At 68.3% G+C, this 13,588-nt stretch carries 16 protein-coding genes; 2 read left to right on the forward strand and 14 right to left on the reverse strand.

Annotated elements, in window-relative coordinates:
• Positions 1–20: 20 nt before the first annotated feature.
• The 10 genes from E6C70_RS03630 to hrcA all read right to left on the reverse strand — a co-directional run bounded on the left by E6C70_RS03630 (position 21) and on the right by hrcA (position 8,915).
• Entirely contained in the window at positions 21–668 is a 648-nt protein-coding gene (locus tag E6C70_RS03630) for a response regulator (protein WP_136422297.1), read from the reverse strand.
• A complete protein-coding gene (locus E6C70_RS03635) occupies positions 665–1,843 on the reverse strand; it encodes a sensor histidine kinase (RefSeq protein ID WP_136422299.1) in 1,179 nt (392 codons plus the stop codon). The genes E6C70_RS03630 and E6C70_RS03635 overlap by 4 nt, the downstream gene beginning before the upstream one ends.
• Positions 1,843–2,748 (reverse strand): GTPase Era, encoded by a 906-nt coding sequence (gene era, locus E6C70_RS03640; protein ID WP_136422301.1) that lies wholly within the window; start codon positions 2,746–2,748, stop codon positions 1,843–1,845. Before era ends, E6C70_RS03635 begins: the two co-directional genes overlap by 1 nt.
• On the reverse strand, positions 2,741–4,057 hold the full coding sequence (locus E6C70_RS03645; RefSeq protein WP_136423709.1) for a hemolysin family protein: 1,317 nt from the start codon (positions 4,055–4,057) through the stop codon (positions 2,741–2,743). The genes era and E6C70_RS03645 overlap by 8 nt, the downstream gene beginning before the upstream one ends.
• Positions 4,057–4,524, reverse strand: coding sequence for an rRNA maturation RNase YbeY (gene ybeY, locus E6C70_RS03650; RefSeq protein WP_136422303.1), 468 nt, complete (start codon positions 4,522–4,524; stop codon positions 4,057–4,059). The genes E6C70_RS03645 and ybeY overlap by 1 nt, the downstream gene beginning before the upstream one ends.
• 10 nt (positions 4,525–4,534) lie before the next feature.
• Positions 4,535–5,554 (reverse strand): PhoH family protein, encoded by a 1,020-nt coding sequence (locus E6C70_RS03655; protein ID WP_136423711.1) that lies wholly within the window; start codon positions 5,552–5,554, stop codon positions 4,535–4,537.
• A 49-nt stretch (positions 5,555–5,603) separates the two neighbouring features.
• Positions 5,604–5,954 (reverse strand): HIT domain-containing protein, encoded by a 351-nt coding sequence (locus E6C70_RS03660; protein WP_136422305.1) that lies wholly within the window; start codon positions 5,952–5,954, stop codon positions 5,604–5,606.
• Between the two features lie 21 nt (positions 5,955–5,975).
• Entirely contained in the window at positions 5,976–6,710 is a 735-nt protein-coding gene (locus E6C70_RS03665) for a 16S rRNA (uracil(1498)-N(3))-methyltransferase (RefSeq protein WP_136422307.1), read from the reverse strand.
• Positions 6,711–6,719: 9 nt separating this feature from the next.
• On the reverse strand, positions 6,720–7,832 hold the full coding sequence (gene dnaJ / locus E6C70_RS03670; RefSeq protein ID WP_136422309.1) for a molecular chaperone DnaJ: 1,113 nt from the start codon (positions 7,830–7,832) through the stop codon (positions 6,720–6,722).
• A gap of 63 nt (positions 7,833–7,895) precedes the next feature.
• On the reverse strand, positions 7,896–8,915 hold the full coding sequence (gene hrcA / locus E6C70_RS03675) for a heat-inducible transcriptional repressor HrcA (RefSeq protein WP_136422311.1): 1,020 nt from the start codon (positions 8,913–8,915) through the stop codon (positions 7,896–7,898).
• A gap of 159 nt (positions 8,916–9,074) precedes the next feature.
• On the opposite strand from hrcA, the gene E6C70_RS03680 reads away from it, so the two are divergent.
• Together E6C70_RS03680 and E6C70_RS03685 are read left to right on the forward strand one after the other, a co-directional pair.
• A complete protein-coding gene (locus tag E6C70_RS03680; RefSeq protein ID WP_136422313.1) occupies positions 9,075–9,740 on the forward strand; it encodes a DUF4870 domain-containing protein in 666 nt (221 codons plus the stop codon).
• A gap of 61 nt (positions 9,741–9,801) precedes the next feature.
• Complete coding sequence (locus E6C70_RS03685; RefSeq protein ID WP_136422315.1) at positions 9,802–10,185, forward strand: DUF4870 domain-containing protein; 384 nt, start codon at positions 9,802–9,804, stop codon at positions 10,183–10,185.
• Here E6C70_RS03685 and hemW read toward each other — a convergent pair.
• From hemW to E6C70_RS03705, 4 genes are all read right to left on the reverse strand, one after another.
• Positions 10,178–11,419 (reverse strand): radical SAM family heme chaperone HemW, encoded by a 1,242-nt coding sequence (gene hemW / locus E6C70_RS03690; RefSeq protein WP_136422317.1) that lies wholly within the window; start codon positions 11,417–11,419, stop codon positions 10,178–10,180. The two genes, E6C70_RS03685 and hemW, sit on opposite strands and share 8 nt — an antisense overlap.
• 6 nt (positions 11,420–11,425) lie before the next feature.
• Positions 11,426–12,076 carry a DUF1990 domain-containing protein gene (locus E6C70_RS03695; RefSeq protein WP_136422319.1) on the reverse strand — a complete coding sequence of 217 codons (651 nt, stop codon included), beginning with the start codon at positions 12,074–12,076 and terminating at the stop codon, positions 11,426–11,428.
• A 27-nt stretch (positions 12,077–12,103) separates the two neighbouring features.
• Positions 12,104–12,604, reverse strand: coding sequence for a hypothetical protein (locus E6C70_RS03700; RefSeq protein WP_136422321.1), 501 nt, complete (start codon positions 12,602–12,604; stop codon positions 12,104–12,106).
• Between the two features lie 347 nt (positions 12,605–12,951).
• Positions 12,952–13,581 carry a leucine-rich repeat domain-containing protein gene (locus E6C70_RS03705; RefSeq protein WP_136422323.1) on the reverse strand — a complete coding sequence of 210 codons (630 nt, stop codon included), beginning with the start codon at positions 13,579–13,581 and terminating at the stop codon, positions 12,952–12,954.
• Positions 13,582–13,588: the final 7 nt, after the last annotated feature.

The following is a 13,588-nucleotide window of genomic DNA, read 5'->3' on the forward strand; positions in this document are numbered from 1 at the left end:
CGCCGCATCGGCGTCTCTGGTCAGTCGACCAGTCGATGCTCGAAAGCGAACACGACGAGCTGAACCCGGTCGCGGAGGGCGAGCTTGGAGAGGATGCGACTGATGTGCGTCTTCACGGTCGCCTCGCTGAGGAACTCGCGGGCGGCGATCTCGGCGTTGCTCAGCCCGCGGGCCGCGAGGAGGAAGATCTCGCGTTCGCGCGGCGTCAGCGCGGCGAACTCCTCCGGCTCGAGGGCGGGGGCCTCCGCCGGGCGGAACTCCTCGAACAGCCGGAGAGTCGCCGATGCCGCGATGACGGCATTGCCCGCGTGGACGGTGCGGATGGCAGCGAGCAGGAACTCGGGCTCGGCATCCTTCAGTACGAATCCGCTGGCGCCGGCACGGATGGCTCGCGCCGCACTCTCGTCGAGGTCGAACGTCGTGAGCACGAGGATGCGCGGCGGGTTCGATCGGGCGTTGATCTCCGCGGTAGCGGTGATGCCGTCCTTGCCCGGCATCCGGATGTCCATGAGCATCACGTCGGGTCGCGCGTCGGCGGCCAAGGCGATCGCCGCCTCGCCATCGGCCGCCTCCCCGACGAACTCGAGATCGGGCTGAGAACTGACGAGCATGCGGATGCCAGCCCGGAACAGCGCCTGGTCGTCGACGAGGGCCACGCGGATTCTCATGAGGCACCGTCCCGCGTCACCGCGGGGATGAGGGCATCGACCATGAACCGGCCTTCGGCAGCACGGGCGTCGAGCGTGCCGCCCACGAGGCTCGCCCGCTCGTGCATCCCGGGCAGGCCGTGGCCTCCGCCGACACCGCCTCCTCCATCCGCCACCGCGTTCGCGACTCTGAGATGGAGGGCGTCGGTCTCCCAGGTCAGCGTCAGGTCGACGGGCGCACCCGGTGCACCGTGGCGGAGAGCGTTGGTGAGCGCCTCCTGAGCGATGCGGTAAGCCGCGATCTCGTGACCGGCCCCGAGTGGAATGGGGTCTCCGTGGACGGCTACCAGCAGTGGCATCCCCGATGCGCGGAACTGCTCCACCAGAGGAGTCAGGTCGGAGAGGTCCGGCTGCGGGCTCTCCCCGGCCGTGTGACGCAGTTCGCCCAGGAGCACGCGCACCTCCGACAGCGCGGTGCGGGCGGTCGTCGCGATGGTCGCGAGTGCCTTCCCCTGCGCCTCGGGCTCGGACGCGCCGACGTAGCGTGCGCCGTCGGCCTGAGCGATGACGACGGCGAGCGAGTGCGCGACGACGTCATGCATGTCCCGGGCGATCCGCGTCCTCTCCTGCTCGACGGCCACCTCGTAACGGGCGCGTTCCTGGGAGATGCGCGACTCGAGCCGCCCCGCTCGAGCCAGTCGGACGGTGCGGGCGAGCAGCCCGAGCGTCCACGACAACCCGAGCAGCGCCAACAACCCCACGGCGACGAACGCGAAGACGATCCACTCATGGCCGGAATCGAACGGGTCGACACTCGCCGCGCGGAAGGTGGGCTGCACGAAGGTGATGTACGCGGCAGCCACCAGGGCACCGAGACCGGCGGAGGCCAGCCCGACCCAGCGCATCAGCCGCTCGCCGTACGCTGCAGTCGCGTAGAGGATTCCGAGGATGGGGACGTCGATGGCGCTGGGATCCAGTCGCACCGACATCTGCACGATGGCGGCGATCCACGCGACACCCAACGCGAGAGCCGGCGAGATGCGTCTGATCGAGAGCGCACCGCACAGCACCGCAAGGAGGATCACCTCGATGGGCGAGACGCTCGCGGCTGGCACCAGCAGGACGAGGAACACCACCGCCGCAGCGCAGAGGTCGAACACGAGGCTCCGCGCCGGCAGCCTGCGGAAGTGGGGCATCAGAATCCGAGCTTGCCGAGCTGCTTCGGGTCGCGCTGCCAGTCCTTGGCCACCTTGACGCGCAGCGACAGGAAGACCTTGGACCCCAGCAATGGCTCGATCTGCGCACGCGCCCGCGCCCCCACGTCGGCCAGACGGGATCCGGCCTTGCCGATGATGATGCCCTTCTGACTGTCGCGCTCGACGAAGATGTTGGCGTAGACGTCGATGATGTCCTGGCCGTCGCGCGGCACCAGGTCGTCGATGGTCACCGCGATCGAGTGCGGGAGCTCATCGCTGACACCCTCGAGTGCCGCCTCGCGGATGAGCTCGGCGATGCGATCGGACGTCGTCTCATCCGTCACCGTCTCCTCGGGGTAGAGCGGCTGCTCGGAGAGGGGCAGCAGCTTCATCAGCTCGCGCACGAGGATGTCGACCTGCTCGCCGGTGATCGCCGAGAGCGGGATGACCGCGTCCCATTCCCGCAACCGGCTGACGGCGAGGAGCTGCTCTCCGACCTTCTGCTTGCTCGACGCGTCGATCTTGGTGACGATGGCCACCTTCTTGGCGCGCGGGAAGTCGTTCAGCTGCTCGCTGATGAAGCGGTCGCCCGGACCGATGGGCTCACTCGCGGGAAAGCACATGCCGATGACGTCGACGTCCCCGAGGGTGGACTGGACGAGGCTGTTGAGGCGTTCACCGAGAAGCGTGCGCGGACGGTGGATGCCCGGCGTGTCCACGATGATGAGCTGGCCGTCCGCTCGATGGGCGATTCCACGGATGGCGCGCCGGGTGGTCTGCGGCTTCGCGCTGGTGATGGCCACCTTCTCGCCGACGATGGCGTTGGTGAGCGTCGACTTGCCCACGTTGGGGCGCCCGACGAACGACACGAAGCCGGCGCGGTAGTCGTTCTGGTCGTCAGGCATGCTGGTCTCTCTCCGTGAGGGCCGGTTCCTCGCTGAAGGCCGACTGAGCGTCGATGAGCGCCTGGTCGCGCTCGACGATGACGGTGCTGATGCGCTTGCGCCGCCCTTCGGTGCGTTCCGCGGTGAGTTGCAGTCCGCTCGTTGACACGGTCGATCCCGGCACCGGCAGACGCCCGAGTTCCTTGGCGAGGAGTCCGCCGACGGAGTCCACGTCCTCGTCGTCCAGGTCGAGTCCGAACAGCTCCCCCAGCTCGTCGACCGGCAGTCGGGCACTCACGCGGTACCGGCTCTCGGCGAGGGCCTCCACCTGCACGACGGCGCGGTCGTACTCGTCGGAGATATCGCCGACGAGCTCCTCGATGAGGTCCTCGAGCGTCACCAGGCCCGCGATTCCGCCGTATTCGTCGACGACCATCGCGAGGTGGTTCGACTCCAGCTGCATCTGGCGCAGGGTGTCGTCGGCCTTCTTCGACTCCGGCACGAACACGGCGGGCCGGGCCAGCTCGGCGACCGTGACGCTGTCCGCGTCGATGGGGCGCTCGTGAGTGAGTCGGGCGACGTCGCGAAGGTAGAGGATGCCGACCACATCGTCGACCTCGCCGGCGAGCACCGGCATCCGGGAGACGCCCCGGCTGAGGAAGAGGCCCATCGCACTGCCGAGGTCCTCCGATCCGTCGATGGTGAGCATGTCCGTGCGCGGGATCATCACCTCGCGGATGACGGTGTCGCCGAACTCGAAGATCGAGTGGATGAGCTCGCGATCGTCCTCCTCGAGCACCTCGAGGGCCGCGGCCTCGTCGACCATGCTCAGCAGCTGCTCCTCGCTCGAGAAGCTCACCAGGCGCTGCCGGCCGGGGGTGACCCGGTTGCCGAGCGCGACCAGCGCGCCGGCGATGGGGCCGAGCAGCACCCGGATGCCGCGCACCAACGGCGCGGTGAGCCGCAACATCGTCGGGGCGTTCGCGCGACCCACACTGCGGGGGCTGGAACCGACCAGCACGAAGGAGACACCCGTCATGATGAGCGCGGAGAGCAGCAGGGCCAACCAGACGTTGTCGATCGTGAAGGCGAACACGAGGGTCACGAGCACGGCCGAGGTGGTCTCGGCGATGATGCGCACGAAGTTGACGGCGTTGACGTGGGTGCCGGGGTCGGCGGCGATCGCGCGCAGGGATCGCGCGGCCCGAGCATTCTCGGCGAGGGCGAGGATGTCGGCGCGCGACAGGGCGCCGATCGCCGCGTCGACTGCCGCCATCAGCCCGCCGAAGGCGATCAGCACCACGGCGGCGGCGACGAAGAGGAAGATCATCACGATCGGTTCTTGCGCTCCTGCATGGTGAAGCCGATGAGGATGTCGCGCTGGATGCCGAACATCTCCTTCTCCTCGTCGGGCTCGGCGTGGTCGAAGCCGAGCAGGTGCAGGATGCCGTGAGCGGTCAGCAGCTGGAGCTCGTCGGTGATCGAGTGACCGGCGGTCTCGGCCTGAGACTGGGCGACCTGCGGGCACAGCACGATGTCGCCGAGCAGGCCAGCGGGCGACGGCTCGGAATCGGTGCCCGGCCGAAGCTCGTCCATCGGGAAGCTGAGGACGTCGGTGGGTCCGGGCTCGTCCATCCACTGCACGTGCAGCTGTTCCATGGCTCCTTCGTCGACCAGCACGATGGCGAGCTCTGCCTCCGAGTGCACGTGCAGCGCATCGAGCGCGTAGACGGCGAGCCGCTGGATGGCCACCTCGTCGACCTGCATGGTCGACTCGTTGTTGATCTCGATGCTCACGGGGTCTTCCTCAGGATCGGCCGCCGCGACGCGGCAGGTGGTCTCGTGGCGCTGCGGCCCTGCGGTCGGCACGGTTGGCGAACTCGGACGCCTGCTCCCGCTCGTAGCGCTGCGCCTGCCGCTTCTCGTCGTAGGCACCGTACGCGTCGACGATGCGCCCGACGAGCGAGTGCCGCACGACGTCGTCGCTCGTGAGGCGCGAGAAGTGGATGTCCTCGATGTCGTCGAGCACGCGTGTGACGAGCCGCAGTCCGGATGCGCCGGCCGGCAGGTCGACCTGGGTGATGTCGCCCGTGACGACCATCTTGGAGCCGAAGCCGAGCCGGGTGAGGAACATCTTCATCTGCTCGGGCGTGGTGTTCTGGGCCTCGTCGAGGACGATGAAGGAGTTGTTGAGGGTGCGTCCGCGCATGTAGGCGAGCGGTGCCACCTCGACGGTTCCCGCTGCCAGCAGCTTCGGGACGATCTCGGGATCCATCATTTCGTTGAGGGCGTCGTAGAGCGGCCGCAGGTAGGGATCGATCTTGTCGGTCAGGGTTCCGGGGAGGAAGCCGAGCCGCTCGCCCGCCTCGACGGCCGGTCGGGTGAGGATGATGCGCTCCACCTCCTTGCGCTGCAGCGCCTGCACGGCCTTGGCCATGGCGAGGTAGGTCTTGCCGGTACCCGCCGGCCCGATGCCGAACACGATCGTGTTGACGTCGATCGCGTCGACGTACTCCTTCTGGCCGAGCGTCTTGGGCCGGATGCTGCGGCCCCGGCTCGTCAAGATGGACTGCCCGAGCAGCTCGGATGGGCGCGAAGCCGCGTCGGCGTCGAGGATCCGTGCTGAGGTCGTCACCTCGGCCGGGCTGAGATCCCGTCCGTCCTGCACCATCTGCTTCAACTCCTCGATGAGGCGCCGGACCGCCTCGACCTGTTCCGCGGGACCGGTGATTCCGATCTCATTGCCGCGCACGTGCACGTCGACGTCGGTGTACTGCCTCTCGATGGCCGTCAGCAACCGGTCCTGCGGGCCGAGCAGTCGCACCATGGCGATCCCGTCGATGCGGACGTGCGCTTCCACCGAGGCCTCCGGCCGTTCACTCTCCGCCAAGCGACGTCTCCTCGAGGCCACCGGAGAGGATGTGCGCGTGCACGTGGAAGACGGTCTGACCGGCGTTCGCCCCGCTGTTGAACACGAGCCGGAACGAGCCATCGGCGTACTCGTCGGCGAGCGACTGAGCCGTGGAAACGAGCTCGGCGAGCAGGGCCGGGTCGCCGGCCGCGAGCTCCGCCACGTTCGCGTACTGCTCGGTCTTGGGGAACACCACGAGGTGCACGGGTGCCTTCGGTGCGATGTCGTGCACAGCGAGCACGCGATCGGTCTCCGCGACGATCGTTGCGGGGATCTCGCGGTCCATGATGCGACGGAAGACGCTGGGCTCGGCCATGCCTCCTATCTTAACGGCGCTTCACCAGCGACCGAGGCTCGCATTCAGCACCGACAGCGCCGCCGGTCCTGCTGTGGAGGTGCGCAGGACGGATGAGCCGAGCCGAACGGCAGTTGCACCGGCGGCCACCAGCAGCTCGAGCTCCTCGGGCGCGATGCCGCCCTCGGGACCGACGACCACGACGAGGTCCTCCGGCTTTCCGGCCAGGTCGAGCCCCGTCAACGGCATCTCGGCGGTCGGCTCGAGCAGAAGCATCCTCGAGCCGGCGGCAAGTTCGGCGAGCCGGCGCGTCGTCACCACCGGCTCGACGACGGGCAACCACGGGCGGATGGACTGCTTGGTGGCCTCCCGGGCGATCATCGCCCAGCGGTCCCGACCCTTGACAGCCTTTTGCGCATCCCATCGCGACACCGACCGCCGGGCCGCCCACGGGATGACGACGTCGACCCCGAGCTCGGTCGCCGCCTGGACGGCGAGTTCGTCGCGGTCGCCCTTCGCGAGGGCCTGCACGAGCACGAAGCGGGGGCTCGGCGACTCGGCCCGCTCCACGCTCTCGGCTCGCAGGAGAAGGCGGCTCGGATCTGCCGAGATGACGGTGCCTCGCACGAGTATTCCGCGACCATTGCCGATCGCCAGGACGTCGCCGGGGCGCGCTCGTCCGACCGTCACTGCATGCCGCGCCTCGGCCCCGAGCACCTCGACCTCATCGCCGGGCTCGGCGACGTCGAGGTCCTCGCTGAGGTAGAGGGAGCTCATGCGGGAAGGCTAGCCGAGGAACCGGTCGCGCAGCTTGGCGAACAGGCCCTGCTGGAACTGCGAGAGGTGGGGTGCCGGAGCCTTGTGCACGCCGGCGAACTGCTCGATCAACGCACGTTCCTTGCCGCTCAGCCTCGTCGGAGTGACGACCTGCACGCCGATCTTCAGGTCGCCGCGCCCGCTGCCGCGGAGGCGGGTGACGCCACGGTCCTTGACCGTGATGACCTCGGCGCTCTGGATGCCCGGCTTGAGTTCGACGGCGACGTCACCGTCGAGGGCGTGCACCGTCGTGGTCGTGCCGAGGATGGCATCCGTCATCGGCACCTCTATGGTGGCGAGCAGGTCGTCGCCGTTGCGGCTGAAGACGTCGTGGTGACGCACCTTGATCTCGAGGTAGAGATCGCCGTTGGGTCCACCAGCAGGCCCGACCTCGCCGCTGCCGGGCATCTGCAGACGCACTCCGGTGTCGACGCCGGCCGGAACGTCCACGGGGACCGTGCGGCGGGCGCGAACGCGGCCCTGACCCTGGCAGGTGACGCATGGCGTGGCGATGATGGTGCCGTATCCGCGGCAGGTCCCGCACGGGCTCGAGGTCATCACGTTGCCCAGCAGGCTGCGCACGGACCGCTGGATGTTGCCGGTTCCGTGGCAGATGTCGCACGTCACGGGAGACGTTCCGGGAGCGCAGCAGCTGCCGTGGCACGTTTCGCACAGCACGGCGGTGTCGACGTCGATCTCACGGTGGGTGCCGAAGATGATCTCGTCGAGGTCGACCTCGACACGCAGCAGGGCATCCTGCCCCCGCTCCCGGCGCGATCGCGGACCGCGGCGGCCCTGCTGCCCTCCCCCGCCGAAGAACGTCTCGAAGATGTCGCCGAAGCCGCCGAAGTCTCCTGCGCCACCTCCGAAGCCGCCCGCCTGCGGGCCGATGTCGTACTGCTGGCGTTGCTTGGGGTCGCTCAGCACGTCGTAGGCGTGGGTCACGAGCTTGAACCGCTCGGAGGCATCCGCCCCCGGGTTCACGTCGGGGTGCAGCTCCCGGGCGAGCCGGCGGTAGGCCTTCTTGATCTCGTCCGGGGTCGCGTCCCGCGACACGCCGAGTACTTCGTAGTGGTCAGCCACCTGGCCGTTCCTTTCCGCCCCTGCGCGCACTCGGGCGGCAGGAGGTTGTCACGTGTGGTCGCCTCAGCCCTCGGCGAGGAGCTTAGACAGGTACCGGGCGACGGCGCGAACCGCCGCCATGTTGTTGGAGTAGTCCATGCGAGTGGGGCCGAGGACGCCGAGGCGCCCGGCCTCGGCACCCGACGAGTAGCCGCTGGAGAGGACGGACGTCTCACTCAGCCCGAACGGCGCGTTCTCGCGGCCGATGCTGACCGACACCGAGTGCGCGTCGACTGCCATCTCACCGAACAGGCGCAGGAGAACCACCTGTTCCTCGATCGCCTCCATCACGGGATAGACGCTGCCCGTGAAGTCGCTCTCGGTGCGCAGCAGGTTGGCGGCGCCTGCCATGACGAGTTTGTCCTGACGGTGAGCGAGCACCTGGTCGCTCAGGGCGGTGGCGACGGATGCGGTGAGCGCCTGCATGGCGGGTGCCGCCGCCGCAGCGATGTCCGCGAGGGACTCTGCGGCATCCGCCATCGTCGACCCGCCGAGCGCGACGTTCAGCCGCGCCCTCAGTTCGCCGACGACCTGGTCGTCGAGAGGGGAACCGGTCTCGATGGCGCGCTGCTCGACGCGGCCATTGTCGGTGATGAGGACGGAGAGCAGCCGGGTCTCGCTGAGCGGTACCAGCTCGACGTGTCGTACCCGCGCTCCGCTGAGCGAGGGGTACTGCACCAGTGCCACTTGGTGGGTGAGTTGCGAGAGGAGCCTGACCGTGCGCGAGAGGACGTCGTCGAGGTCGGTGGACTGGCCGAGGAACGTCTCGATGGCGTGCCGCTGGGCCGAGGTGAGTGGCCGGACATCCGCGAGCTGGTCGACGAAGACGCGGTAGCCCTTGTCGGTCGGGATGCGACCGGATGAGGTGTGCGGAGCGGCGATGAGCTCCTCCTCCTCGAGGAGCGCCATGTCGTTGCGGATGGTCGCCGCGCTGACACCGAAGGCGTGTCGTTCCACGATCGCCTTCGACCCGACAGGCTCGCGCGACGCGACGTAGTCGTGCACGATCGCACGCAGAACGGCGAGGCTGCGTTCAGACACCATTCCGGCCGACCCCCGTCGTTTCGTTAGCACTCCGATATCAGGAGTGCCAATTCTAGCGGCAGTTCCGAGACCTTCCTCATTGCCCGCAGGTGTTTCACGGCAGTACCGTGTAGTCGCATGCGCCACCGTAGGCGCACCAACACCACGAAGGCGAGCATCATGAGCGACCCGACCCACCCCCAGGACCCCGAGCAGGGCCTCCCCCCGCAGGCACAGCCCCCCCAGGATGCCCCGGTCGCCCCGGAGAGCCGCGAGGTGCCGCCTCCCCAGCCTGCCGCCCAGCAGCCCGTCGCCCCGCAGCCCGCCGCTCCGCAGGGAGCACCGGCGGCCGACCCCGCCGCCAACCCCTACGCCACCCCCGCTGGCGATGCGTACGGCTCCACCGCTCCCGCAGCACCGCTGACGTCCGCTGAGGACAAGCAGTGGGCGGCGTGGGCGCACTTCGGCGGCGCCGTGTCCATCCTCGCCTTCTTCAGCGGGTGGCTCGCACTGCTGGCCATCCTGCCCGCGCTCATCATCTTCCTGGTCTTCGGCAAGCGCGGTGCGCTCACCCGCGAGCAGGCGAAGGAGGCGCTCAACTTCCAGATCACCATGGTCGGCGCCATGATCGTCTGGGCGATCGTCGGAGCCATCGTCGGAGCGATCGTGTTCGCGTCGGTGTACACGACCGGCTCGGCGGTGGGCCTCGGCATCCTGCTGTTCATCCTCGCGATCGTCGGCTGGGCGCTCGTCATCATCGACGTCGTGTTCTCGATCATCGCCGGCGTGCGCGTGAACGCGGGCGGAACCTACCGTTACCCGTTCGCGCTCCGTCTGGTCAAGTGACGCTACCCTGACTCACGATGCACCTCGGGCCGACGGCCCGTCCGACCTCAAGGAGATCTGAATGTCCGACTCAGCACCCCCTCCCCCGCCTCCCGGCGGTCCGTACGGCGCGCCGGCGCAGCTCAGTCCTGCGGACGAGAAGCTGTGGGCGACCCTGATCCACGTCGGTGGAATCCTGTTCGGGTTCCTGCCGGCACTGATCGGCTACCTCGTGCTCAAGGACAAGGGGCCGTTCATCCGAGCGCACACCGCGACGGCGCTGAACTTCCAGATCACGTTGCTCATCGCCTACATCGTCGGCGGCATCCTGTCGCTGGTCATCATCGGCGTATTCATCCTGCTCGCGGCGTGGGTGCTCTCCATCGTCTTCGGCATCATCGCCGCGATGAAGGCCAACCAGGGCCAGTTCTACACCTACCCGCTGTCGATCAAGTTCGTCAGCTGATCGATTCGTCGTCGGCGAGCAGTCGCCGCACGACGGCATCCGCCAGAAGCCGTCCTGTCAGGGTCAGTCGCACCGACCCCGACAGGGCGGCTTTCGCGTCGATGAGGCCGTCGGCGATGAGGCCCGCGACGGCGTGCCGACCCGCTGCGTGCAGACTCGAGACGGTGATGCCCTCGCGGATGCGCGCGAGCAGCAGCACTCGCTCCGTCTCGCGCGTCTCGGCGTCGAGCGTCTCGCGTCCCGCGGCCGGTGAGACGCCTCCGAGCACGCGGTCGGCGTATGCGGCCGGATGCTTCACGTTCCACCAGCGGACGCCGCCGACGTGGCTGTGCGCTCCGGGGCCGATACCCCACCAGTCGCCACCGCGCCAATAGGCGAGATTGTGGCGGGAGCGGTGGCGCTCGCCCCGTGACCAGTTGCTCACCTCGTACCAGTCGAAGCCGGCGTCCGTCAGCATCCGATCGGCGAGCTCGTACATGTCGGCCTGCAGGTCCTCGTCGGGCTCCGCGACCTCTCCCCGCCGGATCTGCCTCGCGAGCTTGGTGCCGTCCTCGACGATGAGCGAGTAGGCGCTGAGGTGATCGGGGCGCTGGGCGATCGCGTGCTCGAGGCTGCGCTGCCAATCGGCGAGGGTCTCACCCGGAGTGCCGTAGATGAGGTCGACGCTCACGTCGAGACCGGCCTCGCGCGCCCACTCTACGACGAGCGGGATGCGTGCCGGATCGTGGGTGCGCTCGAGGGTGGCCAGGACGCTCGGCACGGCCGACTGCATGCCGAACGAGACTCGGGTGAAGCCGGCTGCAGCGAGTTCGGCCAGGTAGCGCGCGTCGACCGAGTCGGGGTTGGCCTCGGTCGTGATCTCGGCATCCGGCTCGACGCCGAACGCGTCGCGGGTGGCATCGAGCATCCGCCCCAAGTCGCCCGACGGGAGCAGGGTGGGCGTCCCGCCGCCGAAGAACAGGGTCGATGCGGCTCGTACTGGCAGGCCGGACTCCTCGAGCACCCCGGCGGCGGCCGCGAGCTCGAGCGAGGCCTGCGAGGCATAGTCCGACTGCCGCACCCCGCGCAACTCGGTCGCCGTGTACGTGTTGAAGTCGCAGTACCCGCAGCGCACCCGGCAGAACGGAACGTGCAGGTAGACGCCGAAGCTGCGCTCCGACGCACCGTCGGACGCCGATGCCGGCAGGAGGCCGTCGGCCGGTGCGGGGTCGGCGAGAGGGAGGGCGCTCGGCATCCGCTGCTAGCCGGCCGCTGCGGCCGGATGGAGGGCGCGCAGGTAGCGCTTGGTGTACTTCTTCTGCACGCTGCGCAGGATGGGCGCGGCGATGCGGTAGCGGAGTTTGGCGGGCTTGGAGAAGACCCGGATGGTCAGCCAGACGGAGTCGTCCTCGCGGTGCTCGAGCACCCACGCCTCCTCACCCGACTCGGGGTGTCCCTTCATGGTCCCGTACCCGAAGCCCGTGCGGGTCGCCTCGTCGAGGACGTACACGACGCGCACCGGCGCGTGGAAGGTGAGGCCCCACACCCGCAGCTTGAGGACGGCCGTCATGCCCGGCGTGATGTAGGGCGAACCGTCGGGTCCGAAGCGTTCCTCGGCGTGAGGAAGCGGCTGCTCGGCGAGCGGACTGCCGTCGGCGTTGAAGGCCAGGCCGACGTACTGCTCCCCCGATCCGGCCCGGGTGTCCGTGATCTCGATTCCCGAGCCGCGCTGCACGCCCCAGGTCATGAGCGAGGCGGAGGCGGTGGCGAAGCGTTCCGCACCACTCCCGAGCCGGACGCTGTGCTCCTCGGGGCGATAGCCCTTCGGCGGATACTGCATCAGGTCGGGTGCGAGCGTCGCGCCGATCGACCCGTAGGTCACCGGCTGGCCGACGAAGGTGGAGCGGGGCATCGGGCCAGTTTACCGGCCTAAGATCTGTCAGCCTCCGCAGAGCTCGTAGAACAAGGGGCCACCGGGGAAGACGTCCACGTCGCGGACGAAGCTCTGGTCCTGGTCGACGCTCGAACCGAAACTGATCCACGGCTCGGTGTCCGAGGTCAACGAGTAGTCGACCACTCCCGTGGAAGAGTCGACGACCGCTCCGGGATAAGCCGCCGTCACCTCACTGAACGAAGAGCCGATGCCGATGCCCTCGCTCGTACGCGGGCCGCGACCTGCTCCGAGCGTCGCCTCCGTGTCGATCGCCCGCAAGCCCTGCACGGTCCGCCCGGACTCGTCGAGCACGAAGTAGATCGTCGGCGCATCGTCCGCCTCGAAAACGCGAAGCCGAGGGTTGGGGCACTTCTCCGAAGGGACGGCGGTGAAGTGCGACATCACTGCCGTCGCGGCAGTCAGGTCGGAGCCGATCGACACGGGACCCATCCCCGTCCGCGTGACGATCCAACTCGAGGGATCATCGGGATTCTGAGTCGAGGGCATCGGACTCGGTATGGCGGTGGCCGTGGCGGATGCGATTGGCGCATTCGTCGCTAGGGCTCGCGGTGAGGGCGACCCGGCTGCAACGCTCGAACACCCTGTCAGGACGAGCAGCGCCGCTGCTGTCATTCCCACCGACGACCAACGGCGCCATGTTGTCATATCGGGTCCCCCTCCGGACGAAGACGCTTCACAGCGCCATCTGAGGACGCTACCGGCGATACGAGCCGGAGGCTACCCCCGGATCCGGGGCAGGCCGGGCTACTTCTTCGTCGTCCTCGCGCACCGGAAACTCGAGGAGATGCAGGGCGTCTAATCGAAAATCGGTAAGCGATCGCTCAACGGTCGGATCAGAAGATTTGGAGAACGAAGGTCTGGCTTCCGTTCGTGGAACTCGCAACGGGAGGCAGACCGCAGTTCTTAGGGACATCCTCGGCCATCCACTCGAATCGCTCGATCGACGTCTTATCTCGTATGGCTCGAGCATCGGCAAGCGACACGCCTACACGTTTGAGCAGACGAAGGTCCGTGAGGGATGGGGCGGCTAAGAGCCCGCTGATTCCGGTGAGTCCGCGCATTGATCCGATGCTCGCAGTAGAGAGTTCGCCCAAGGGCTCAAGGGATGGAAAGTGGGTGACTTGCGGCAGTCCGAATAGATCTAGCGCTCGCAGATGCGTCAGTGAGGTCAGATGGGACAGATCGCTCAGGCCTCGTACCTGGTTGATCGAAAGTGATCGGAGACCGGCACAGCCCTCGACGAATGCCGCATCCGTCCCACTGCCGCCCCTGAAGTCCAACGATTCGAGATTCGGCAGACTTGCTAGCAGCCCGGCCGGCATCTTGACGGCCCACACAGTGAGGCGGCGAATAGGCTCCAGCCACTCCACGTCCAGCGTCGAGAGGTTCGAGTGATCCAGCCAGAGGGCGTCTTGTGCACGCCACCGCGCGTTCTCGAACGCCGACGATCCGATCCCACTCATGCCGGGA

Source organism: Orlajensenia flava, assembly GCF_004801905.1.
In the GTDB taxonomy this organism is placed as follows: Bacteria; Actinomycetota; Actinomycetes; order Actinomycetales; family Microbacteriaceae; genus Orlajensenia; species Orlajensenia flava.